At 52.6% G+C, this 20,936-nt stretch carries 27 protein-coding genes; 25 read left to right on the top strand and 2 right to left on the bottom strand.

What is annotated here, in order from left to right; genetic code table 11:
- Window positions 1–20 precede the first annotated feature (20 nt).
- Window positions 21–896: a ribose-phosphate diphosphokinase gene (gene prs / locus EBC_RS22460; protein WP_013204154.1), complete on the top strand. Its 876-nt coding sequence runs from the start codon at window positions 21–23 to the stop codon at window positions 894–896.
- Window positions 886–2,373, top strand: coding sequence for a nicotinate phosphoribosyltransferase (locus EBC_RS22455; RefSeq protein ID WP_013204153.1), 1,488 nt, complete (start codon window positions 886–888; stop codon window positions 2,371–2,373). Before prs ends, EBC_RS22455 begins: the two co-directional genes overlap by 11 nt.
- Before the next feature lie 50 nt (window positions 2,374–2,423).
- Here the strand turns inward: EBC_RS22455 and EBC_RS22450 are convergent, their stop codons facing one another.
- Window positions 2,424–4,322 carry an ABC transporter ATP-binding protein gene (locus EBC_RS22450; RefSeq protein ID WP_013204152.1) on the bottom strand — a complete coding sequence of 633 codons (1,899 nt, stop codon included), beginning with the start codon at window positions 4,320–4,322 and terminating at the stop codon, window positions 2,424–2,426.
- 121 nt (window positions 4,323–4,443) lie between these two features.
- On the opposite strand from EBC_RS22450, the gene kefG reads away from it, so the two are divergent.
- The 4 genes from kefG to slyD all read left to right on the top strand — a co-directional run bounded on the left by kefG (window position 4,444) and on the right by slyD (window position 7,695).
- Complete coding sequence (gene kefG, locus EBC_RS22445) at window positions 4,444–4,995, top strand: glutathione-regulated potassium-efflux system ancillary protein KefG (RefSeq protein ID WP_013204151.1); 552 nt, start codon at window positions 4,444–4,446, stop codon at window positions 4,993–4,995.
- Entirely contained in the window at window positions 4,996–6,801 is a 1,806-nt protein-coding gene (gene kefB, locus EBC_RS22440; protein WP_013204150.1) for a glutathione-regulated potassium-efflux system protein KefB, read from the top strand.
- Window positions 6,802–6,809: 8 nt separating this feature from the next.
- Window positions 6,810–7,004: a YheV family putative zinc ribbon protein gene (locus EBC_RS22435; protein WP_013204149.1), complete on the top strand. Its 195-nt coding sequence runs from the start codon at window positions 6,810–6,812 to the stop codon at window positions 7,002–7,004.
- Between the two features lie 139 nt (window positions 7,005–7,143).
- On the top strand, window positions 7,144–7,695 hold the full coding sequence (slyD, locus tag EBC_RS22430; protein WP_013204148.1) for a peptidylprolyl isomerase: 552 nt from the start codon (window positions 7,144–7,146) through the stop codon (window positions 7,693–7,695).
- 58 nt (window positions 7,696–7,753) lie between these two features.
- Here slyD and EBC_RS22425 read toward each other — a convergent pair whose 3' ends face one another.
- Complete coding sequence (locus tag EBC_RS22425) at window positions 7,754–7,972, bottom strand: SlyX family protein (protein ID WP_013204147.1); 219 nt, start codon at window positions 7,970–7,972, stop codon at window positions 7,754–7,756.
- 285 nt (window positions 7,973–8,257) lie between these two features.
- On the opposite strand from EBC_RS22425, the gene fkpA reads away from it, so the two are divergent.
- The 19 genes from fkpA (at window position 8,258) to rpsC (ending at window position 20,927) form a co-directional block, all read left to right on the top strand.
- Window positions 8,258–9,094, top strand: a complete 837-nt coding sequence (gene fkpA / locus EBC_RS22420) for an FKBP-type peptidyl-prolyl cis-trans isomerase (protein WP_013204146.1) — start codon at window positions 8,258–8,260, stop codon at window positions 9,092–9,094.
- Between the two features lie 199 nt (window positions 9,095–9,293).
- Window positions 9,294–10,016, top strand: coding sequence for a helix-turn-helix transcriptional regulator (locus EBC_RS22415; RefSeq protein WP_013204145.1), 723 nt, complete (start codon window positions 9,294–9,296; stop codon window positions 10,014–10,016).
- Entirely contained in the window at window positions 10,016–10,402 is a 387-nt protein-coding gene (gene tusD, locus EBC_RS22410) for a sulfurtransferase complex subunit TusD (protein ID WP_013204144.1), read from the top strand. The genes EBC_RS22415 and tusD overlap by 1 nt, the downstream gene beginning before the upstream one ends.
- Window positions 10,402–10,761, top strand: coding sequence for a sulfurtransferase complex subunit TusC (tusC, locus tag EBC_RS22405; protein WP_013204143.1), 360 nt, complete (start codon window positions 10,402–10,404; stop codon window positions 10,759–10,761). The genes tusD and tusC overlap by 1 nt, the downstream gene beginning before the upstream one ends.
- A gap of 7 nt (window positions 10,762–10,768) precedes the next feature.
- Window positions 10,769–11,056, top strand: coding sequence for a sulfurtransferase complex subunit TusB (gene tusB, locus EBC_RS22400; RefSeq protein ID WP_013204142.1), 288 nt, complete (start codon window positions 10,769–10,771; stop codon window positions 11,054–11,056).
- 125 nt (window positions 11,057–11,181) lie between these two features.
- Window positions 11,182–11,556: a 30S ribosomal protein S12 gene (rpsL, locus tag EBC_RS22395; protein WP_013204141.1), complete on the top strand. Its 375-nt coding sequence runs from the start codon at window positions 11,182–11,184 to the stop codon at window positions 11,554–11,556.
- Between the two features lie 96 nt (window positions 11,557–11,652).
- Window positions 11,653–12,123, top strand: a complete 471-nt coding sequence (gene rpsG, locus EBC_RS22390) for a 30S ribosomal protein S7 (RefSeq protein WP_008457106.1) — start codon at window positions 11,653–11,655, stop codon at window positions 12,121–12,123.
- Window positions 12,124–12,216: 93 nt separating this feature from the next.
- The gene (gene fusA / locus EBC_RS22385; RefSeq protein WP_013204140.1) at window positions 12,217–14,331 is read left to right on the top strand and encodes an elongation factor G; all 2,115 of its coding nucleotides are present in this window, start codon (window positions 12,217–12,219) and stop codon (window positions 14,329–14,331) included.
- A gap of 70 nt (window positions 14,332–14,401) precedes the next feature.
- Window positions 14,402–15,586, top strand: a complete 1,185-nt coding sequence (gene tuf, locus EBC_RS22380) for an elongation factor Tu (RefSeq protein ID WP_013204139.1) — start codon at window positions 14,402–14,404, stop codon at window positions 15,584–15,586.
- Window positions 15,587–15,750: 164 nt separating this feature from the next.
- Complete coding sequence (bfd, locus tag EBC_RS22375) at window positions 15,751–15,945, top strand: bacterioferritin-associated ferredoxin (RefSeq protein ID WP_013204138.1); 195 nt, start codon at window positions 15,751–15,753, stop codon at window positions 15,943–15,945.
- Window positions 15,946–16,029: 84 nt separating this feature from the next.
- Complete coding sequence (bfr, locus tag EBC_RS22370; RefSeq protein WP_013204137.1) at window positions 16,030–16,503, top strand: bacterioferritin; 474 nt, start codon at window positions 16,030–16,032, stop codon at window positions 16,501–16,503.
- A 338-nt stretch (window positions 16,504–16,841) separates the two neighbouring features.
- Window positions 16,842–17,153, top strand: a complete 312-nt coding sequence (gene rpsJ / locus EBC_RS22365; protein WP_001181005.1) for a 30S ribosomal protein S10 — start codon at window positions 16,842–16,844, stop codon at window positions 17,151–17,153.
- A gap of 33 nt (window positions 17,154–17,186) precedes the next feature.
- Window positions 17,187–17,816: a 50S ribosomal protein L3 gene (gene rplC, locus EBC_RS22360; protein ID WP_013204136.1), complete on the top strand. Its 630-nt coding sequence runs from the start codon at window positions 17,187–17,189 to the stop codon at window positions 17,814–17,816.
- Between the two features lie 10 nt (window positions 17,817–17,826).
- The gene (gene rplD / locus EBC_RS22355) at window positions 17,827–18,432 is read left to right on the top strand and encodes a 50S ribosomal protein L4 (RefSeq protein ID WP_013204135.1); all 606 of its coding nucleotides are present in this window, start codon (window positions 17,827–17,829) and stop codon (window positions 18,430–18,432) included.
- The gene (rplW, locus tag EBC_RS22350; RefSeq protein WP_013204134.1) at window positions 18,429–18,731 is read left to right on the top strand and encodes a 50S ribosomal protein L23; all 303 of its coding nucleotides are present in this window, start codon (window positions 18,429–18,431) and stop codon (window positions 18,729–18,731) included. The genes rplD and rplW overlap by 4 nt, the downstream gene beginning before the upstream one ends.
- A 17-nt stretch (window positions 18,732–18,748) precedes the next feature.
- The gene (gene rplB / locus EBC_RS22345; protein WP_013204133.1) at window positions 18,749–19,570 is read left to right on the top strand and encodes a 50S ribosomal protein L2; all 822 of its coding nucleotides are present in this window, start codon (window positions 18,749–18,751) and stop codon (window positions 19,568–19,570) included.
- Window positions 19,571–19,586: 16 nt separating this feature from the next.
- Window positions 19,587–19,865: a 30S ribosomal protein S19 gene (rpsS, locus tag EBC_RS22340; RefSeq protein ID WP_013204132.1), complete on the top strand. Its 279-nt coding sequence runs from the start codon at window positions 19,587–19,589 to the stop codon at window positions 19,863–19,865.
- Between the two features lie 13 nt (window positions 19,866–19,878).
- On the top strand, window positions 19,879–20,211 hold the full coding sequence (gene rplV / locus EBC_RS22335; protein ID WP_013204131.1) for a 50S ribosomal protein L22: 333 nt from the start codon (window positions 19,879–19,881) through the stop codon (window positions 20,209–20,211).
- A 17-nt stretch (window positions 20,212–20,228) separates the two neighbouring features.
- A complete protein-coding gene (rpsC, locus tag EBC_RS25595) occupies window positions 20,229–20,927 on the top strand; it encodes a 30S ribosomal protein S3 (RefSeq protein WP_013204130.1) in 699 nt (232 codons plus the stop codon).
- Window positions 20,928–20,936: the final 9 nt, after the last annotated feature.

Raw genomic sequence — 20,936 nt, 5'->3', positions numbered from 1 at the left:
TAACTGAAAGGAGTCTGACAATGATGAAACTCTCATTAACCCTCGATGGACAGGAAGCGGCATTCGATACCGGCCGCTTTCCTGATGGTGCGGTCTGGGCTCACCTGCTTCCGCCATTACGCCCACGGGCAAACGTGCTGACGCTGCGGGCGACAGCAATGCAGAGCATGGACGATCTGATGCTCGTGGCGCAGTTACTGGATGCTGCTCGCCAACGCTACACCCTGACGTTAACGACCCTCGAGCTGCCCTGGCTGCCTTATGCCCGTCAGGATCGCAACATGCGTGATGGCGACAGTTTCGCGTTGAAGGTCTTTGCTGGTTTCATCAATCAGTTGGGCTTTGACCGGGTGAAAGTGCTGGACCCGCACAGTGATGTGGCTGCAGGTGTCCTCGATCGCATGATGGCTATCCCGCAACATCGTTGCCTGCAACACAGCCGCAGTCTGATGAGCAAGCTGGAACAGGGAATGATGCTGATAGCACCGGACGCGGGCGCGCTGAAAAAAATTCATGCGCTGGCTCAGCATGTCGGGGCCAGCGAGTTTGGCATCCTGGCCAAGCACAGAGATATCACCAGCGGCAGGTTAAGTGGATTTGAACTGCTGAAAGGCGAGGTTGCGGGACGCGATGTGCTGATCGCCGATGACCTGTGTGATGCTGGCGGCACCTTTATCGGTTCGGCCGCCGTTCTGCGCGGGGCGGGAGCCCGCTCGGTCAGCCTCTATGTCACTCATGGCCTGTTTACTAAAGGGGTTGATCATCTGCTGAGTCAGGGCATTGACCATATCTGGACTACCACTTCCATTGCCGATCCGGCCATTGCGCAGCCGCATGTCGAGCTGATTAACAGCGATGCCATTTTCCACCGCGAAGGAGATAACCATGCAAACTAATCCGATTCTGGCCATTGATGGTTACAAGACCTCGCACCGTGAGCAATACCCGCTGGGCACCAACAAGGTCTATTCCAACTTCACGCCGCGCGGAAACCGCTTCTTCCATTCCCCGCTGGCCGACGACCGTCTGGTGTTCTTTGGCCTGCAGGGTTTTCTGCAGTGGTTCATGGTCGATCTGTTTAACGACAAGTTTTTCGCCCAGCCAGAAGAGGTGGTGGTGGATGAGTATCAACAGCTGATGGACAGCTACCTTGGAAAAGGCAGCGTCAGCGTTGATCATATTCGTGCGTTGCACCGCGTAGGCTATTTGCCGCTGGAGATCAAAAGTCTGGATGAAGGCAGCAAAGTGCCGATGAAAATTCCGGTGCTGACCATCACCAATACGGTTGATGAATTTTTCTGGCTGGTCAATTACCTGGAAAGCGTGATGTCGGCGGAGTTATGGAAATCGTCCACCAATGCCACCGTCGCCAGCCATTACCGGCAGATTTGCCAACTGTGGGCGGACCGGACCTGTGACGATAACAGCCATATCGATTTTCAGTGCCACGACTTCTCCTTCCGGGGAATGTCAGGCTTGCATGATGCCGCACAGGCGGGTGTCGGGCACCTGCTGAGCTTTACCGGCACCGACAGTTTGCCTTCCATTCTGTATGCCCGCCGTTACTACACGCCGGCCAAAGATTACTTTATCGCCGGCAGCATTCCGGCCACCGAGCACAGCGTGATGTGCATGGGAGAAGAGCAGGGCGAAATCGCCACTTTCCGCCGGCTGATCACCGAGCTTTACCCGCAGGGATTTGTCTCTGTGGTGTCGGATACCTGGGATTACTGGAAAGTGCTGACCGAATACAGCCGCGAGCTGCGGCCGGAGATTATGGCGCGTGAGGGTCGGCTGGTGTTTCGCCCGGACAGCGGTAACCCGGTGGAAATCTTATGTGGAACGGGTGATGATCAGGCGACGGATCCCGCGCGAACCGCCCAGCAAAAAGGCTCTGTTGAAGTGTTATGGGAAATCTTTGGCGGTACGGTGAACAGCAAGGGCTACAAAGTGCTGGATCCGCATGTGGGGCTGATTTATGGCGACTCGATTACGCTGGAACGCGCGAATGAGATCCTCAGCCGTCTGGAAGCCAAAGGCTTTGCCAGCAGTAACGTGGTGTTTGGGGTCGGCTCTTACACCTACCAGTACAATACCCGGGACACCTTCGGCTTTGCGATGAAAGCGACTTACGGCGAAGTGAATGGCGTTGGACGTGAAATCTTTAAACAGCCTAAAACCGACAGCGGCATGAAGAATTCAGCCCGTGGCTTGTTGCGGGTCGATCGGAATGCCGCCGGGGAATTAACGCTTAAAGATGGGCAAAACTGGGCGCAGGAGCGCGGCGGGGAACTGAAAACGCGTTTTCTCAATGGCAAACTATTGAATACTGAGGATCTTGCGACGCTGCGTCAGCGTCTGGGCGCACAGTAAATCAGCAAAGCGTCAGAGGTGCGCATTTCACGCGCCTCTGACGTGTGGCATCAGGAGGCCATCAGGGTTTCCAACTGCTCCTGCGCATCCAGCCATTCCATCTCACACTCTTCCAGCGCCGATTTAGCCGTAGCCTGCTGTTGTAGCGCTAAAGTAAGATCGGCTTTGCGGCTCTGATCGTAGATGTCGCCATCGGCCAGTTTGGCTTCCGCCTCTGACAGTTGCGTGTTCAGCTTTTCCATCTGCTTTTCCAGCTTCTCGATCTGCTTACGCAGCGGCTGAGTCTGGGTGCGCAGTTCCGCTTCACGCCGTTTCTGGTCTTTACGGTTTTGCGCGCTGTTGGCGCTGTCCTGCTTCGGCTCTGACGCCGAGGTCTGCTTTTGCAGATCGCTCAGCCACTGCTGGTAATCTTCCAGATCGCCATCAAACGGCTCGACCTGACCATCGTGAACCAGGTAGAGATCGTCGGTGGTGGAGCGCAGCAGGTGACGATCGTGCGAAACGACGACCAGTGCGCCTTCGAAATCAATCAGCGCTTCGGTCAGCGCCTGACGCATATCCAGATCCAGGTGGTTGGTCGGTTCATCAAGCAGCAGCAGGTTAGGGCGCTGCCAGACAATAAGGGCCAGCACCAGCCGCGCTTTTTCACCGCCGGAGAAGCGTTCGGTGTTTTCAGTGACTTTATCGCCCTGGAAACCAAAGCTGCCCAGATAATCCCGCAGCTGCTGTTCCAACACTTTTGGCGCCAGACGCACCATATGCTGCAGCGGAGATTCATCTGCCCGTAAGAATTCCAGTTGATGCTGGGCGAAGTAACCAAGCTTGATGCCTTTTGCCAGGCCGATATCGCCCTTTAACGGCGCCAGATCGCCGGCCAGCATCTTAATCAACGTGGATTTACCGGCCCCGTTGCGGCCGAGCAGCCCAATGCGGGAGCCGGGAACCAGGTTCAGCTTGATGGAATTCAGGATGATTTTATCACCGTAACCGGCGGTGACTTTTTCCATCTTCAGCAACGGGTTAGGCAGGCTTTCCGGCTCGCGGAAGCTGAAGGTGAACGGGTTATCAACGTGAGCAGGCGCGATCATCTCCATGCGCTCGAGCATTTTGATGCGGCTTTGTGCCTGCTTGGCTTTACTGGCTTTGGCCTTAAAGCGGTCGATAAAGCTTTGCAGATGCGCCACTTTTTGCTGCTGATTTTCAAACATCGACTGCTGCTGCGACAGCTTGGTGGCGCGCTGAATTTCGAACGAGCTGTAGTTGCCGGTGTATTCGTTCATCGACTGGTTTTCGATATGCAGAATTTTGTCGACCACCGGATCGAGGAAGTCGCGGTCATGCGAAATTAATACCAGCGTGCCCTGATAGCTGTTCAGCCAGCGCTCCAGCCAGATCACCGCATCAAGATCGAGGTGGTTTGTCGGTTCATCGAGTAACAGCAGGTCAGAGCGACAAATCAGCGCCTGCGCCAGGTTAAGACGCATGCGCCAGCCGCCGGAGAAATCGCTTACCGGGCGTTGCAGCTGTTCCTGAGAAAAGCCCAAACCGTTAAGCAGGCTGGCGGCGCGAGGCTGTATTGTCCAGGCCTGAATCGCATCCAGCTTACCGTGCAGCGTGGCGATGGCGTGGCCGTCGTTGATCTCATTGGCATGTGCCAGTTCAGCTTCCAGCTGACGGAATTCGCGATCGCCATCGATCACGTATTCAATCGCCGGAACGGAAAGGGCCGGGGTTTCCTGATTGACCCAGGCCAGCGACCAGGTGCCGGGAAAGCTAAAGCTCCCTGCATCGGCGCTTATCTCGTTTTTGAGCAGCGACAGCAGCGTGGATTTACCGCAGCCGTTTTTTCCCACCAGGCCCACTTTCTGCCCGGGGTTAATCGTGGCTGTGGCATTGTCCAGCAGTACGCGGACACCGCGTCGAATTTGTAACGATGAGAAGACAATCATAAGCGCCGTAATAGTCAGGATATGTTAAATTAAACCATCAATTTTTTCGGAATCTTGAATTCCGTTGCGTCGAGCATGGTAGCGGAATTTCCCCGCCGTGACGATGATTTGGAGGGGAATGATGTCGCAGCCACCTAAAGTTTTGCTGCTTTATGCACACCCGGAATCACAAGACTCGATAGCCAATCGGGTTTTGCTGCAACCGGCCTATGATTTGCCGCACGTGACCGTTCACGATCTCTACGCGCACTATCCTGATTTCTTTATCGATATTCACTACGAACAGCAGTTGTTGCGCGAGCACGACATCATCGTTTTCCAGCATCCTCTTTATACTTACAGCTGCCCGGCGCTGCTGAAAGAGTGGCTCGATCGTGTGCTGTCACGCGGGTTTGCCAGCGGTCCCGGCGGCAACGTGTTGGAAGGCAAATACTGGCGCAGTGTGATCACCACCGGTGAGCCTGAAGCGGCTTACCATCAGGAAGGGCTGAACCGCTATCCGATGTCAGACATTATGCGTCCGTTCGAGCTGACGGCGCAGATGTGCCGGATGCACTGGCTGACGCCGATGATCATCTACTGGGCCCGTCGCCAGACCCCGGACGTGATGAAGAATTTTTCGCGAGCGTACAGTGACTGGCTCGCTTCCCCTTTGCCTTATGGAGGTATTTGAATGGAAGGACAAACTCTCCTGACGGCAGGCGTGGTCTATTTATTTGCTGCGGTTATCGCTGTACCGATTGCGGCCCGTTTAGGCATTGGCGCGGTTCTGGGCTATCTGCTGGCGGGTATTGCCATCGGCCCGTGGGGACTTGGTTTTATCAGCGATGTGGACGAGATCCTTCACTTCTCCGAGCTGGGCGTGGTGTTCCTGATGTTTATCATCGGCCTGGAACTGAAGCCCTCAAAGCTGTGGGAGCTGCGTCGGTCTATCTTCGGCGTCGGCGCGGCGCAGGTTATCTTCAGTGCGGCCATTTTGGGCGGGCTGCTGCTGCTAACGGATTTCTCCTGGCAGGCCGCGACCATCGGCGGCATTGGCCTGGCGATGTCCTCGACGGCGATGGCGCTGCAGTTAATGCGCGATAAGGGCATGAACCGTAACGAGTCCGGTCAGCTGGGCTTTTCGGTGCTGCTGTTCCAGGATTTGGCAGTGATCCCGGCGCTGGCGCTGGTGCCGTTACTGGCCGGCGGTGACAGCGGCCACACCGACTGGATGAAGGTTGGCATGAAGGTGCTGGCCTTTGCCGGCATGCTGATTGGGGGTCGCTATCTGCTGAAGCCGATCTTCCGCTTTATCGCCGCTTCCGGCGTGCGTGAAGTCTTTACCGCAGCGGCGTTGCTGCTGGTGCTGGGTTCGGCGCTGTTTATGGATGCGCTGGGGCTTTCGATGGCGCTCGGAACCTTCATCGCCGGGATCCTGCTGGCGGAAAGTGAATACCGCCATGAGCTTGAAATCGCCATCGATCCCTTCAAAGGGTTGCTGCTGGGCCTGTTCTTTATCTCCGTCGGCATGGCGCTGAATCTGGGCGTGCTTTATACCCATATCACCGAAATCCTGATTGGCGTGGTGGCACTGGTTTCCATCAAAGCCGGCGTGCTCTATCTGCTTTCCCGCATCTTTGGCCTGCGCAGTTCAGAACGCCTGCAATTTTCCGGCGTGCTGAGCCAGGGCGGTGAGTTTGCCTTTGTGCTGTTCTCCGCTGCCTCCTCGGCGAAGCTTTTCACCGGCGATCAGATGCCGCTGCTGCTGGTTACCGTCACCCTGTCGATGATGACCACGCCGTTGCTAATGCAGGGCGTGGATAAGATTCTGGAAAGACGCTTTAACGAAGTGGATGAGACCGCCGAGAAACCGTTCGTTGAAGATGATAAGCCACAGGTGATCGTGGTGGGCTTCGGGCGTTTTGGTCAGGTTGTCGCCCGCCTGCTGATGGCCAACGAGAAACGCATTACCGTGCTGGAGCGCGATATCAGTGCGGTTAGCCTGATGCGAAAATACGGTTACAAAGTATACTATGGGGATGCGACCGAGCTGGAGCTGCTGCGTGCCGCTGGCGCAGAAACCGCCCAGTCTATCGTGATTACCTGTAACGGCCCGGAAGATGCGATGGAGATTGTGCATCTCTGCCAGCATCACTTCCCGCACCTGCAGATCCTCGCAAGGGCGAGGGGACGTGTGGAGGCGCACGAGCTGATTCAGGCTGGCGTGACGCAATTCTCGCGTGAGACCTTCTCCAGTGCGCTGGAGTTAGGACGCAAGGCGCTGATGACGCTGGGCATGCATCCTCATCAGGCGTTTCGCGCCCAGCAACATTTTCGCCGGTTAGATATGCGGATGCTGCGTGAACTGATGCCAAATCATGCTGACAGCCAGCAAATTTCCCGGGTAAAAGAGGCGCGTCGTGAGCTGGAAGATATTTTTCAGGCTGAGATGCAGCATGAAAAACGCCAGTTTGATGGCTGGGACGAATTTGAATAGGATCGATTATGCGTAAAAGATTTATTGCAGGTGCCACCTGCCCAAAATGCAAGGCTCAGGACACGCTTGCGCTGTGGCAGGAGAATAATATCGATGTGGTTGAGTGTGTTAAGTGCGGCCACCAGATGCGTGAAGCCGACAAACAGGCGCAGGAACAGGTCAGAACCAATGAGCAAGTGATTGGAATTTTCCATCCTGAGTAGCGTTATGCCTCAGCTTTTTTTAAGCTGTAACACACAGCGGCATTGAAATTCGTTACAATCGGCGCAATTTAGAGTCTTTCGCGTTGGCAAACAGGTCAACAAACTAAGGACTCAACGTTCTCAACGGTTAGGAGTAATCATGAAAGTAGCTAAAGACCTGGTGGTCAGCCTGGCATACCAGGTACGTACAGAAGACGGCGTGTTGGTCGATGAGTCCCCGGTGAGCGCACCGCTGGATTACCTGCACGGTCATGGTTCCCTGATCTCAGGTCTGGAAAAAGCCCTGGAAGAGCATCAGGCGGGTGATAAGTTCGAAGTGAACATCGCTGCCGACGACGCTTACGGTCAGTATGACGACAACCTGGTACAGCGCGTACCGAAAGACGTGTTTATGGGCGTTGATGAACTGCAGGTTGGCATGCGCTTCCTGGCAGAAACCGATCAGGGTCCTGTTCCGGTAGAAATCACCGAAGTTGAAGACGAGCACGTTGTGGTTGACGGTAACCATATGCTGGCCGGTCAGAACCTGAACTTCAACGTTGAAGTGGTTGCGGTTCGTGAAGCGACGCCGGAAGAACTGGCCCATGGCCACGTTCACGGTGAGCACGGTCATGACCACGATCACGACCATGACCATGATCACGACCATGGTAAAGGCGGTTGTGGTACTGGCGGCTGTGGCTGCCACTAAGTGCCCGACATAAAAAAAGGAGCCCACGGGCTCCTTTTTTTATGCGCTGAACCGGCCGTTAGTAGTGCGGCGGCGGGGCTTCTTCAGACTGTGACGCGATCATCGAAGGAGCCGCTGATTTTAGCTTATCGGTCAGCAGGCGCATTTGCTCACGCAAACGGGCCATCTCCAGTTCATGATGAATCACCGTTTGGTTAAGCTCTTCCAGGGTATGTTCCTGAAAGGCCAGTCGGCTCTCCAGCATCTCCATCCGCTCTTCAAACAATGATTGTTGCATACGTTTTCCTCTTGTTGCTGCACTGGCCGGTATACTGGCCGAATGGCGTGATTCTAACGGCAAAGCCTGGCTTGAAATAGGGATTTTGCGGTTAATTTCGCTCCAGCGGTTGAAAAAGTTCTTTCGCGTCTGCATCTCTGTGGTGAAACTTTCGCAGGGGACTGCGGTCGGAAGTTAACTTAGTTTTCATTGCGAGATTGTGTAGCTTCCTCGCAGACAGTTATAGTGCAGGCCCTGGCCTGTAAACGATTTCCGAGGTGAGAGCCTTCGGTTTTGGAGAAATGGATGAAATCACTGTTTAAAGTCACACTGTTAGCCACCACCATGGCCGTTGCGCTGAATGCGCCACTGGCAATGGCTGCCGAAACTACTCCGGCAGCAGCACCGGCTGAACAGGCACCACAGCAGGCACCGAAGAATGCAGCCTTCAAGAATGACGACCAGCAGTCCGCTTATGCGCTGGGTGCGTCATTGGGTCGCTACATGGAGAACTCACTGAAAGAGCAAGAGAAACTGGGCATCAAACTGGATAAAGATCAGCTGATCTCCGGTGTTCAGGACGCTTTTGCGGGTAAGAGCAAACTCTCAGACCAGGAAATCGAGCAGACGCTGCAGTCATTTGAAGGCCGCGTGAAAGGCGCCGCTCAGGCCAAGATGGAAAAAGACGCAAAAGAGAACACCGCGAAAGGTGAGGCTTATGCCACCAAGTTCGCGAAAGAAAAAGGCGTGAAGAAAACCGAGTCTGGCCTGCTTTACCAGGTTGAGAAAGAAGGTACCGGCGACGCACCGAAAGACAGCGACACTGTGGTAGTGAACTACAAAGGTACGCTGATTGACGGTACTGAATTCGATAACTCCTACACCCGCGGTGAGCCACTGTCATTCCGTCTGGATGGCGTTATCCCAGGCTGGACTGAAGGTCTGAAGCACGTGAAGAAAGGCGGTAAGATTAAGCTGGTGATCCCACCACAGCTGGCTTACGGCAAAAACGGCGTTCCGGGTATCCCGGCTAACTCCACGCTGGTGTTCGATGTTGAGCTGCTTGACATCAAACCTGCTGCCAAAGCGGATGCTAATGCTCCGAGCCCAGCAGAAGCCCCAGCCGCCACGCAGGCGAAGTAACACCTCTCACCGCCACACATTGTGTGGCGGTGTGCTTTCCCCGCTGTAAAATCCCTCTTGTTGTTGCGTTCCCCGGCATTTCATGACAAAGGTCAGGACAGGCGTTTCTGATATTTGATAGACTGTGCCTCACGCATTTTCTTCAGAATGAGTCTGCCCTTGCGCCGTGCGACAGGCTCTCTTAAAGGGTGGTGTCTAAATGTCTGGTTCAATTTTTACCGGTGATGTGGCCGATCTGGAATTACTGGAACAGCATCCCTTCGTGCAAACTGACTTTGATATCCTCAAATCCTATGAAGCGGTGGTGGATGGATTGGCAATGCTGATCGGCTCCCACTGCGAAATCGTGCTGCATTCACTGGAAGATTTGAAGTGCTCAGCGGTCAGAATCGCCAATGGCGAGCACACGGGGCGTAAAATTGGGTCGCCTATCACCGACCTGGCGCTGCGTATGCTGCATGACATGAATGGCGCAGACAGCAATGTCTCCAAAGCCTACTTCACGCGGGCAAAAAGCGGCGTACTGATGAAATCGGTGACCATTGCCATCCGCAACGGCGATCAACGCGTCATTGGCCTGCTGTGCATCAACATGAACCTGGATGTGCCTTTCTCTCAGATTATGGCGACGTTTATGCCACCGGAGACACAGGACGCGGCATCTTCCGTGAACTTCGCGTCGTCGGTTGACGATTTGGTGATGCAAACGCTGGAGTTCACCATCGAAGAGGTGAGCGGCGACCGCAATGTGTCCAACAACGCCAAAAACCGTCAGATCGTGCTGAACCTGTATGAGAAGGGGATCTTTGATATCAAGGATGCCATTAACCAGGTCGCCGACCGCCTGAATATTTCCAAGCACACGGTTTATCTCTACATCCGCCAGTTCAAGAACGGTGATTTGCAGGGGCACGATCGCTGATGCGTTATTCTCTGCTGGTCACCGGACCGGCTTACGGCACGCAGCAATCCAGCAGCGCCTATCTTTTCGCCCAGGCTTTACTGGCCGCCGGCCATCAGCTGGAGAGCGTGTTCTTCTATCGTGAAGGCGTGCTGAATGCCAGCCAGTTAACCTCACCGGCCAGCGATGAATTTCACCTCAGTCAGGCCTGGCAGCGCCTGCATCAGGAGCAGGGCGTGACGTTGAATATCTGCGTGGCCGCGGCGTTACGTCGGGGCATTACCGATCGGCAGGAAGCGACCAATCTGGGGCTGCCTGCGGCCAATCTGGCGGAAGGCTTTCAGCTGTCGGGATTGGGTGCGCTGGCGGAAGCGGCGCTGACCTGTGACCGTCTGGTGCAGTTCTGATGAACCGTGTGGCGTTCGTGTTCAGCCAGGCTCCTCATGGCAACAGTGCCGGCCGCGAAGGGCTTGATGCGGTGATGGCGATGTCTGCATTGAGTGAAGAGCTGGCGCTGTTTTTTGTCAGCGATGGCGTGTTCCAGCTTATCTCAGGCCAGCATCCCGAACAGATACTTTCGCGCAATTACATTGCGACCTTTGGCGTGCTGCCGCTGTATGACATCGAGCATTTCTATGTCTGTGCGGAATCGTTGGCTGAACGTGGCCTGAATGCCGAAATGACCGACGTGCTGCCGGTCGAAGTGATGACGCCTGCTGCATTGCGAGAAGCGCTTGGAAAGTACGATCGGATCATCACGTTTTGAGGATTTTATGCTTCACACTCTGACCGCTTCCCCCTTTAAGACCGATTTAGCCGCGATCGTGCGTTTATTTGCGGCAGGCGACGATGTTCTGCTCATTCAGGATGGCGTGCTAGCCGCAATTGAAGGGACGCGTAGCCTTGAAATCCTGCAGAAAGCCCCTATATCCCTGTATGTGCTGGAAGAAGACATTGTCGCGCGTGGGCTTTCTGCTCAAATTTCAATCAGTGTGGCGACAGTAAGCTATACTGATTTCGTCGCGCTGACGGTAAAAAACCCACAACAAATGACCTGGTAACTGAAGATATCCTGGTTATTTCTTGACACCTTTTGAGCTCAGCCCTAAAATTCTGCGTCCTCGTTATACCACGAGGCGATTTATCACGTGTTTACGAAGCAAAAGCAAATCCCAGGAGCTATTTAATGGCAACAGTTAATCAGCTGGTTCGCAAACCACGCGCACGTAAAGTTGCAAAGAGCAACGTACCTGCGCTGGAAGCCTGCCCGCAGAAACGTGGTGTATGTACTCGCGTATATACTACTACCCCTAAAAAACCGAACTCCGCACTGCGTAAAGTATGTCGTGTTCGCTTGACCAACGGTTTTGAAGTTACCTCCTACATCGGCGGTGAAGGTCATAACCTGCAGGAACACTCCGTGATCCTGATCCGTGGCGGTCGTGTAAAAGACTTGCCAGGTGTGCGTTACCACACCGTTCGTGGCGCGCTGGACTGCTCAGGTGTTAAAGACCGTAAGCAGTCACGCTCCAAGTACGGCGTGAAGAAGCCAAAGGCTTAATGGTTCTCCGTTAAGTAAGGCCAAACGTTTTATATTAAATGTCATAATAAACTCGTAGAGTTTTGGACAATCCTGAATTAACAACGGAGTATTTCCATGCCACGTCGTCGCGTAATTGGCCAGCGTAAAATCCTGCCAGATCCTAAGTTCGGATCAGAGCTGCTGGCTAAATTTGTAAACATCCTGATGGTAGACGGTAAAAAATCTACAGCTGAATCAATCGTCTATACCGCGCTTGAGACCCTGGCTCAGCGTTCAGGTAAAAACGAACTGGAAGCATTTGAAGTAGCCCTGGACAACGTCCGCCCAACCGTGGAAGTTAAATCCCGTCGCGTTGGTGGTTCTACTTATCAGGTACCAGTTGAAGTCCGTCCGGTTCGTCGTAATGCTCTGGCAATGCGTTGGATCGTTGAAGCTGCTCGTAAACGCGGTGATAAATCGATGGCTCTGCGCCTGGCGAACGAACTTTCTGATGCTGCAGAGAACAAAGGTACTGCAGTTAAGAAACGTGAAGACGTTCACCGTATGGCCGAAGCCAACAAGGCGTTCGCTCACTACCGCTGGTAACAGCTTCGTAGTTGTTATTAACCCAGCGGGCGTCCCAGTGACTCACCCGCTGGGGTTTACTAACTTAGAACGTCCGAGAATCAGAGGAATCAAATGGCTCGTAAAACACCCATTGAGCGCTACCGTAACATCGGAATCAGCGCACACATCGACGCCGGTAAAACGACGACGACCGAACGTGTTCTGTTCTACACCGGTGTAAACCACAAAATCGGTGAAGTACATGACGGCGCGGCCACCATGGACTGGATGGAGCAGGAACAGGAACGTGGTATTACCATCACTTCCGCTGCGACCACCTGTTTCTGGTCTGGTATGGCTAAGCAGTTTGAGCCACACCATGTAAACATCATCGACACCCCGGGACACGTTGACTTCACCATCGAAGTAGAACGTTCCATGCGTGTGCTTGACGGCGCAGTAATGGTTTACTGTGCAGTTGGTGGTGTTCAGCCACAGTCTGAGACCGTATGGCGCCAGGCTAACAAATATAAAGTTCCACGCATCGCGTTCGTTAACAAAATGGACCGCATGGGTGCTAACTTCCTGAAAGTTGTTGATCAGATGCAAGTGCGCCTGGGTGCAAACCCAGTTCCATTGCAGCTGGCAATCGGCGCAGAAGAGAAATTCACCGGTGTTGTTGACCTGGTGAAAATGAAAGCCATCAACTGGAACGATGCCGATCAGGGCGTGACCTTCGTTTACGAAGAGATCCCAGCTGATATGCAGGAACTGGCTGATGAATGGCGCGCCAAGCTGGTCGAAGCCGCTGCTGAAGGTTCTGACGAGCTGATGGAGAAATTCTTTGGCGGCGAAGAGCTGACTGAAGAAGAGATCAAAACATCTCTGCGTAAGCGCGTTCTGAACAGCGAAATCATCCTGGTTACCTGTGGTTCTGCATTTAAGAACAAAGGTGTTCAGGCGATGCTGGATGCGGTTGTTGAATATCTGCCGGCTCCAACTGACGTTACTGCAATCAACGGTATGCTGGACGATGGTAAAGATACCCCAGCTGTTCGTCACTCTGATGATGAAGAACCGTTTGCTGCGCTGGCGTTCAAAATCGCTACCGACCCGTTTGTTGGTAACCTGACCTTCTTCCGCGTTTACTCTGGCATCGTTAACTCCGGTGACACAGTTTATAACCCGGTGAAGTCTGCTCGTGAGCGTCTGGGCCGTATCGTACAGATGCACGCCAACAAGCGTGAAGAGATCAAAGAAGTTCGTGCAGGCGACATCGCCGCGGCTATCGGTCTGAAAGACGTGACTACCGGTGACACTCTGTGTGATCCGAACAACGTGATCATTCTGGAGCGCATGGAATTCCCAGAGCCAGTAATCTCGATCGCTGTTGAACCAAAAACCAAAGCTGACCAGGAAAAAATGGGTCTGGCTCTGGGTCGTCTGGCTAAAGAAGATCCATCATTCCGCGTATGGACTGATGAAGAAACTAACCAGACCATCATCGCCGGTATGGGTGAGTTGCACCTCGACATCATCGTTGACCGTATGAAGCGTGAATTCAACGTTGAAGCGAACGTCGGTAAACCTCAGGTTGCTTATCGTGAAGCGATTCGCGCCAAAGTTACCGATATCGAAGGCAAACACGCCAAGCAGTCTGGTGGTCGTGGTCAGTACGGTCATGTTGTTATCGACATGTACCCACTGGAGCCAGGCTCGAACCCTAAAGGTTACGAGTTCGTCAACGACATCAAAGGCGGTACTATTCCAACGGAATATATCCCTGCGGTTGACAAAGGTATCCAGGAGCAGCTGAAATCAGGTCCTCTGGCTGGTTATCCAGTAGTTGATCTGGGTGTTCGTCTGCACTTTGGTTCTTACCATGACGTTGACTCCTCTGAGCTGGCGTTTAAACTGGCTGCTTCTATCGCGTTCAAAGACGGCTTTAGGAAAGCAACTCCAGTTCTGCTTGAGCCGATCATGAAGGTTGAAGTAGAGACTCCGGAAGAGAACACCGGTGACGTTATCGGTGACCTTAGCCGTCGTCGTGGTATGCTGAAGGGACAAGAATCTAACGCTACTGGCGTTCAGATTCACGCTGAAGTTCCGCTGTCTGAAATGTTCGGATATGCAACTCAGCTGCGTTCTCTGACTAAAGGCCGTGCTTCATACTCTATGGAGTTCCTGAAGTATGATGATGCGCCGAACAATGTCGCTCAGGCCGTTATTGAAGCTCGTAGCAAATAAGCTACAGTTTTAAAATATTGATCATATGCTCTCACCATGGAGTGAGAGCATTAAAGTAAGGAATATCGTCGTGGCTAAAGAGAAATTTGAACGTAACAAACCGCACGTCAACGTTGGTACTATCGGCCACGTTGACCACGGTAAAACTACCCTGACAGCAGCTATCACCACCGTTCTGGCTAAAACCTACGGCGGTTCTGCTCGTGCATTCGACCAGATCGATAACGCACCAGAAGAAAAAGCGCGTGGTATCACCATCAACACTTCTCACGTTGAATATGACACCCCGACTCGCCACTATGCGCACGTTGACTGCCCAGGCCACGCCGACTATGTGAAAAACATGATCACCGGTGCTGCGCAGATGGACGGTGCAATTCTGGTTGTTGCTGCAACTGACGGCCCTATGCCTCAGACCCGTGAGCACATCCTGCTGGGTCGCCAGGTTGGCGTTCCTTTCATCATCGTATTCATGAACAAATGTGACATGGTTGATGATGAAGAGCTGCTGGAACTGGTTGAGATGGAAGTTCGTGAACTTCTTTCTGCCTACGACTTCCCTGGTGATGACCTGCCAATCGTTCGCGGTTCTGCACTGAAAGCACTGCAGGGCGAAGCTGAGTGGGAAGAGAAAATCATCGAGCTGGCTGGTTACCTGGATAGCTACATCCCAGAACCAGAGCGCGCAATTGACAAGCCATTCCTGCTGCCAATTGAAGACGTTTTCTCTATCTCCGGCCGTGGTACTGTTGTTACCGGTCGTGTAGAGCGCGGTATCGTTAAAGTTGGCGAAGAAGTTGAAATCGTCGGCATCAAAGACACCGTTAAATCTACTTGTACTGGTGTTGAGATGTTCCGTAAGCTGCTTGACGAAGGTCGTGCAGGTGAGAACTGTGGTGTTCTTCTGCGTGGTATCAAGCGTGAAGAAATCCAGCGTGGCCAGGTTCTGGCTAAGCCAGGTTCAATCAAGCCACACACCAAATTTGAGTCAGAAGTTTACATTCTGTCCAAAGATGAAGGCGGCCGTCATACTCCGTTCTTCAAAGGCTACCGTCCACAGTTCTACTTCCGTACAACTGACGTGACCGGTACCATCGAACTGCCAGAAGGCGTTGAGATGGTAATGCCTGGTGACAACATCCAGATGGTTGTTACCCTGATCCACCCAATCGCGATGGATGACGGTCTGCGTTTCGCAATCCGTGAAGGCGGCCGTACTGTTGGTGCGGGCGTTGTTGCTAAAGTTATCGCTTAATTGTCGATGATTTGAAACGGCAGGGTTCGCTCTGCCGGTGCAAATAAAAAGAGCACTTCGGTGCTCTTTTTTTATGCCTGTAATTTGACGCCGGCAGGGGTAGTGATTGAAATAAAAACGATTCGCATTTACACTATGATCAGAAACTGTACTGGAGTCGCAAAATGTACGTCTGCTTGTGTAATGCCGTTAGTGATAAAACCATCCGCGAAGTTGTCCGTCGTTATCAACCGAAATCGTTACAGCACCTTCGTCAACTGGTCCCGGTTGGCAAACAATGTGGCAAATGTATCCGTGCCGCGCGCGAAATCATGGATGAAGAAATGCAGCACGTTCCGCAGTACAAAGAGATCGCCTGATAATCTCCCTATAATTTGTCATGGTTTTTTGACTTCCCCCAATCCGCGTCTACGATTTGATTAACTGGAAGCGGAGGAAGCAAAATGAAGGGCGATGCGAAAATTATAAGTCATTTAAACAAATTGCTTGGAAATGAGCTGGTTGCTATTAATCAGTATTTCCTGCATGCGCGGATGTTCAAGAATTGGGGACTGATGCGGCTTAACGATATTGAGTACCACGAATCCATCGATGAAATGAAGCATGCCGACAAGTACATTGAACGCATTCTGTTTCTTGAAGGATTACCCAACCTGCAGGATCTGGGCAGACTTCGCATCGGAGAGGATGTTGAAGAGATGCTGAAGTCAGATTTAGCGTTGGAACTTGAAGGGGCGAGAGACTTGCGGGAAGCGATAGCCTACGCCGACAAGGTGCATGACTATGTCAGTCGGGACATGATGATTGTGATCCTGGAGGATGAAGAGCATCACATCGATTTCCTGGAAACCGAACTCGAGCTGATGGGCAAGGTTGGGGTTCAAAATTATCTACAGACACAAATAAAAGTCGAATAGCAGGGTAGGGCAGTTGCAATGTTGTTGTACATATTTTCGCCGCTGAAACAGTCACTTCAGCGGCGTTGTCATTTCTGAGTCCCATCAAGCGCTTCCACTTCCAGCTTCCCACTACAGTCCTTTGCGACAAACAGTTTGCTTTGTGTGCTCAGACACGTATAATGCGCGGGCTCGTCAGAAATGACGGCCCGGTTCAATCTGAACCGCAGGTTAGCAATTAGCTCACCTGACAATACTCCCAATAGGGGAGTTATGTGCAGACGATTACACTCTCCCATCAATCGTAATGGGTTTGAGTAGTAATCTTTTCGTTTATAAATAATTGGAGCTCTGGTCTCATGCAGAACCAAAGAATCCGTATCCGTCTTAAAGCGTTTGATCATCGTTTGATCGATCAATCAACTGCGGAAATCGTAGAGACTGCCAAGCGCACTGGTGCGCAGGTTCGTGGTCCTATTCCGCTGCCGACCCGCAAAGAGCGTTTTACTGTTCTGATCTCCCCGCACGTCAACAAAGACGCGCGCGATCAGTATGAAATTCGCACTCACAAGCGTCTGGTTGACATCGTTGAGCCAACTGAAAAAACGGTTGATGCTCTGATGCGTCTGGATCTGGCTGCAGGTGTAGACGTGCAGATCAGCCTGGGTTAATCAGGTCATTGAGCGATTGAGAGGTTGAACACAATGATTGGTTTAGTCGGTAAGAAAGTGGGCATGACTCGTATCTTCACTGAAGATGGCGTTTCTATCCCAGTAACCGTGATTGAAATTGAAGCAAACCGCGTGACTCAGGTTAAGAGCCTGGAAAACGACGGCTACACTGCTATCCAGGTAACTGCGGGCGCTAAAAAAGCAAACCGTGTTACTAAGCCTGAAGCAGGTCATTTTGCTAAAGCTGGCGTTGAAGCTGGCCGTGGCCTCTGGGAATTCCGCACCGTTGAAGGTGATGAGTTCGCTGTTGGTCAGAGCATTAACGTTGATATCTTCAGCGACGTTAAAAAAGTTGACGTGACTGGAACATCTAAAGGTAAAGGTTTTGCCGGTACTGTAAAGCGCTGGAACTTCCGTACTCAGGATGCTACTCACGGTAACTCCTTGTCCCACCGCGTACCGGGTTCTATCGGTCAGAACCAGACTCCGGGCAAAGTGTTTAAAGGCAAGAAAATGGCAGGCCAGATGGGTAACGAACGTGTCACTGTTCAGAGCCTGGACGTGGTACGCGTTGACGCTGAGCGCAACCTGCTGCTGGTTAAAGGTGCAGTACCCGGTGCTACCGGTTGCGACCTGATCGTTAAACCAGCTGTTAAGGCGTAAGGGGATAGCAATGGAATTAGTATTGAAAGACGCGCAAAGCGCGCTGACTGTTTCCGAAACTACCTTCGGTCGTGATTTCAACGAAGCGCTAGTACACCAGGTTGTTGTTGCTTATGCAGCAGGTGCCCGTCAAGGTACTCGTGCTCAGAAGACCCGCGCTGAAGTAACTGGTTCCGGTAAGAAACCGTGGCGTCAGAAAGGTACCGGCCGTGCTCGTGCTGGTACTGTGAAGAGCCCGATCTGGCGTTCAGGTGGTGTAACTTTCGCAGCGAAGCCACAGGATCACAGTCAAAAAGTTAACAAAAAGATGTACCGCGGCGCGCTGAAAAGCATTTTGTCCGAACTGGTACGTCAAGATCGTCTGATCGTTGTCGAGCAGTTCTCTCTGGAAGCGCCTAAAACTAAGCTGCTTGTTGAGAAACTGAAAGACATGGCTCTGGAAGACGTGCTGATCATCACTGGCGAACTGGAAGAGAACCTGTTCCTGGCCGCGCGCAACCTGTACAAGGTTGACGTACGTGATGCAGCTGGTATCGACCCAGTTAGCCTGATCGCCTTCGACAAAGTCGTTATGACTGCTGACGCAGTTAAGCAAGTTGAGGAGATGCTGGCATGATCCGTGAAGAACGTCTGCTGAAAGTCGTGCGCGCGCCGCACGTATCTGAAAAAGCATCTGCCGCGATGGAAAAAACAAACACCATCGTTCTCAAAGTTGCTAAAGACGCGACCAAGGCAGAAATCAAAGCCGCTGTACAGAAGCTTTTCGAAGTGGAAGTAAAAGACGTTAACACCCTGGTAGTTAAAGGGAAAGTTAAACGTTCTGGTCAGCGTATTGGTCGTCGTAACGACTGGAAAAAAGCTTACGTCACCCTGAAAGAAGGCCAGAATCTGGACTTCGTCGGCGGCGCTGAGTAAGTCGGAGGAGAAGAACAATGGCAGTTGTTAAATGTAAACCGACATCTCCGGGTCGTCGCCATGTAGTTAAAGTGGTAAACACGGAGCTGCACAAGGGCAAACCATTCGCCCCGCTGGTAGAGAAAAACAGCAAATCCGGCGGCCGTAACAACAATGGTCGCATCACTACCCGTCATATCGGTGGTGGTCACAAGCAGGCTTACCGTATTGTTGACTTCAAACGCAACAAAGATGGTATCCCAGCAACCGTTGAACGTCTTGAGTACGATCCGAACCGCTCTGCGAACATCGCACTGGTTCTGTACAAAGACGGCGAGCGCCGTTACATCCTGGCCCCTAAAGGCCTGAAAGCTGGCGACCAGATTCAGTCTGGCGTTGATGCTGCGATTAAAGCAGGTAACACCCTGCCGATGCGTAACATCCCAGTGGGTTCTACCGTGCATAACGTAGAAATGAAACCAGGCAAAGGCGGACAGATTGCTCGCTCAGCTGGTACTTACGTGCAGATCGTTGCGCGTGAAGGTTCCTACGTAACCCTGCGTCTGCGTTCAGGTGAAATGCGTAAAGTCGAAATCGACTGCCGCGCTACCCTGGGTGAAGTCGGTAATGCTGAGCATATGCTTCGCGTTCTGGGTAAAGCCGGTGCTGCTCGTTGGCGTGGTGTTCGTCCTACCGTTCGCGGTACTGCGATGAACCCAGTCGACCACCCACACGGTGGTGGTGAAGGTCGTAACTTTGGTAAGCACCCGGTAACTCCGTGGGGCGTTCAGACCAAAGGTAAGAAGACCCGCAGCAACAAGCGTACTGATAAATTTATCGTACGTCGCCGTAGCAAATAATTTTAGAGGATAAGCCATGCCACGTTCTCTCAAGAAAGGTCCTTTTATTGACCTGCACTTGCTGAAGAAGGTAGAGAAAGCGGTGGAAAGCGGAGACAAGAAGCCTTTGCGCACCTGGTCCCGTCGTTCAACGATCTTCCCTAACATGATCGGTTTGACCATCGCTGTCCATAATGGTCGTCAGCACGTTCCTGTCTTTGTTTCCGACGAAATGGTCGGTCACAAACTGGGTGAATTTGCACCGACCCGTACTTATCGCGGCCACACGGCTGATAAGAAAGCCAAGAAACGCTAAGCAGGAGGAAGAGATGGAAACTATCGCTAAACATCGCCACGCTCGTTCTTCTGCACAGAAGGTTCGCCTTGTTGCGGATCTTGTACGCGGTAAGAATGTGTCGCAGGCTCTGGACATTTTGACCTACACCAACAAGAAAGCGGCTGTACTGGTTAAGAAGGTCTTAGAATCTGCCATTGCTAACGCCGAACACAACGATGGCGCTGACATTGATGATCTGAAAGTCACGAAGATCTTCGTAGACGAAGGCCCTAGCATGAAGCGCATTATGCCTCGTGCAAAAGGTCGTGCAGATCGCATCCTGAAGCGCACCAGCCACATTACTGTGGTTGTGTCCGATCGCTGAGACTCTGGAGACTAGCAATGGGTCAGAAAGTACATCCTAATGGTATTCGCCTGGGTATAGTTAAAGCTTGGAACTCTACCTGGTTCGCCAATACCAAAGAATTCGCTGACAACCTGGACAGCGACTTTAAAGTGCGTCAGTTCTTGACTAAAGAACTGGCCAAAGCGTCTGTATCTCGTATCGTTATCGAGCGTCCAGCTAAGAGCATCCGTGTGACTATTCACACTGCTCGCCCTGGCATCGTGATCGGTAAGAAAGGCGAAGACGTAGAAAAACTGCGCAAGGTCGTAGCGGATATCGCTGGCGTTCCTGCACAGATCAATATCGCTGAAGTCCGTAAGCCGGAACTGGACGCTAAATTGGTTGCTGACAGCATCACTTCACAGCTGGAGCGTCGTGTGATGTTCCGTCGTGCTATGAAGCGTGCTGTACAGAACGCAATGCGTCTGGGCGCTAAAGGGATCAAAGTTGAAGTTAGTGGCCGTCTGGGCGGTGCTGAAATCGCGCGTACCGAATGGTACCGTGAAGGCCGCGTGCCGTTGCACACCCTGCGTGCTGACATTGACTACAACACCTCTGAAGCGCACACCACTTATGGTGTAATCGGCGTTAAGGTATGGATCTTCAAAGGTGAGATCCTGGGTGGTATGGCTGCTGTTGAACAACCGGAACCGGCTGCTCAACCTAAAAAGCAGCAGCGTAAAAGCCGTAAGTAAGGAGAGTCG

This window comes from Erwinia billingiae Eb661 (assembly GCF_000196615.1).
GTDB lineage: Bacteria > Pseudomonadota > Gammaproteobacteria > Enterobacterales > Enterobacteriaceae > Erwinia > Erwinia billingiae.
This window is presented reverse-complemented; position numbering and strand designations above follow the sequence as displayed.

Bases quoted from the DNA above. Each gene is read 5' to 3' on its own strand.
- prs (WP_013204154.1), top strand. From the start codon at position 21: ATGATGAAACTCTCATTAACCCTCGATGGACAGGAAGCGGCATTCGAT.
- EBC_RS22455 (WP_013204153.1), top strand. From the start codon at position 886: ATGCAAACTAATCCGATTCTGGCCATTGATGGTTACAAGACCTCGCAC.
- EBC_RS22450 (WP_013204152.1), bottom strand. From the start codon at position 4,322: ATGATTGTCTTCTCATCGTTACAAATTCGACGCGGTGTCCGCGTACTG.
- kefG (WP_013204151.1), top strand. From the start codon at position 4,444: ATGTCGCAGCCACCTAAAGTTTTGCTGCTTTATGCACACCCGGAATCA.
- kefB (WP_013204150.1), top strand. From the start codon at position 4,996: ATGGAAGGACAAACTCTCCTGACGGCAGGCGTGGTCTATTTATTTGCT.
- EBC_RS22435 (WP_013204149.1), top strand. From the start codon at position 6,810: ATGCGTAAAAGATTTATTGCAGGTGCCACCTGCCCAAAATGCAAGGCT.
- slyD (WP_013204148.1), top strand. From the start codon at position 7,144: ATGAAAGTAGCTAAAGACCTGGTGGTCAGCCTGGCATACCAGGTACGT.
- EBC_RS22425 (WP_013204147.1), bottom strand. From the start codon at position 7,972: ATGCAACAATCATTGTTTGAAGAGCGGATGGAGATGCTGGAGAGCCGA.
- fkpA (WP_013204146.1), top strand. From the start codon at position 8,258: ATGAAATCACTGTTTAAAGTCACACTGTTAGCCACCACCATGGCCGTT.
- EBC_RS22415 (WP_013204145.1), top strand. From the start codon at position 9,294: ATGTCTGGTTCAATTTTTACCGGTGATGTGGCCGATCTGGAATTACTG.
- tusD (WP_013204144.1), top strand. From the start codon at position 10,016: ATGCGTTATTCTCTGCTGGTCACCGGACCGGCTTACGGCACGCAGCAA.
- tusC (WP_013204143.1), top strand. From the start codon at position 10,402: ATGAACCGTGTGGCGTTCGTGTTCAGCCAGGCTCCTCATGGCAACAGT.
- tusB (WP_013204142.1), top strand. From the start codon at position 10,769: ATGCTTCACACTCTGACCGCTTCCCCCTTTAAGACCGATTTAGCCGCG.
- rpsL (WP_013204141.1), top strand. From the start codon at position 11,182: ATGGCAACAGTTAATCAGCTGGTTCGCAAACCACGCGCACGTAAAGTT.
- rpsG (WP_008457106.1), top strand. From the start codon at position 11,653: ATGCCACGTCGTCGCGTAATTGGCCAGCGTAAAATCCTGCCAGATCCT.
- fusA (WP_013204140.1), top strand. From the start codon at position 12,217: ATGGCTCGTAAAACACCCATTGAGCGCTACCGTAACATCGGAATCAGC.
- bfd (WP_013204138.1), top strand. From the start codon at position 15,751: ATGTACGTCTGCTTGTGTAATGCCGTTAGTGATAAAACCATCCGCGAA.
- bfr (WP_013204137.1), top strand. From the start codon at position 16,030: ATGAAGGGCGATGCGAAAATTATAAGTCATTTAAACAAATTGCTTGGA.
- rpsJ (WP_001181005.1), top strand. From the start codon at position 16,842: ATGCAGAACCAAAGAATCCGTATCCGTCTTAAAGCGTTTGATCATCGT.
- rplC (WP_013204136.1), top strand. From the start codon at position 17,187: ATGATTGGTTTAGTCGGTAAGAAAGTGGGCATGACTCGTATCTTCACT.
- rplD (WP_013204135.1), top strand. From the start codon at position 17,827: ATGGAATTAGTATTGAAAGACGCGCAAAGCGCGCTGACTGTTTCCGAA.
- rplW (WP_013204134.1), top strand. From the start codon at position 18,429: ATGATCCGTGAAGAACGTCTGCTGAAAGTCGTGCGCGCGCCGCACGTA.
- rplB (WP_013204133.1), top strand. From the start codon at position 18,749: ATGGCAGTTGTTAAATGTAAACCGACATCTCCGGGTCGTCGCCATGTA.
- rpsS (WP_013204132.1), top strand. From the start codon at position 19,587: ATGCCACGTTCTCTCAAGAAAGGTCCTTTTATTGACCTGCACTTGCTG.
- rplV (WP_013204131.1), top strand. From the start codon at position 19,879: ATGGAAACTATCGCTAAACATCGCCACGCTCGTTCTTCTGCACAGAAG.
- rpsC (WP_013204130.1), top strand. From the start codon at position 20,229: ATGGGTCAGAAAGTACATCCTAATGGTATTCGCCTGGGTATAGTTAAA.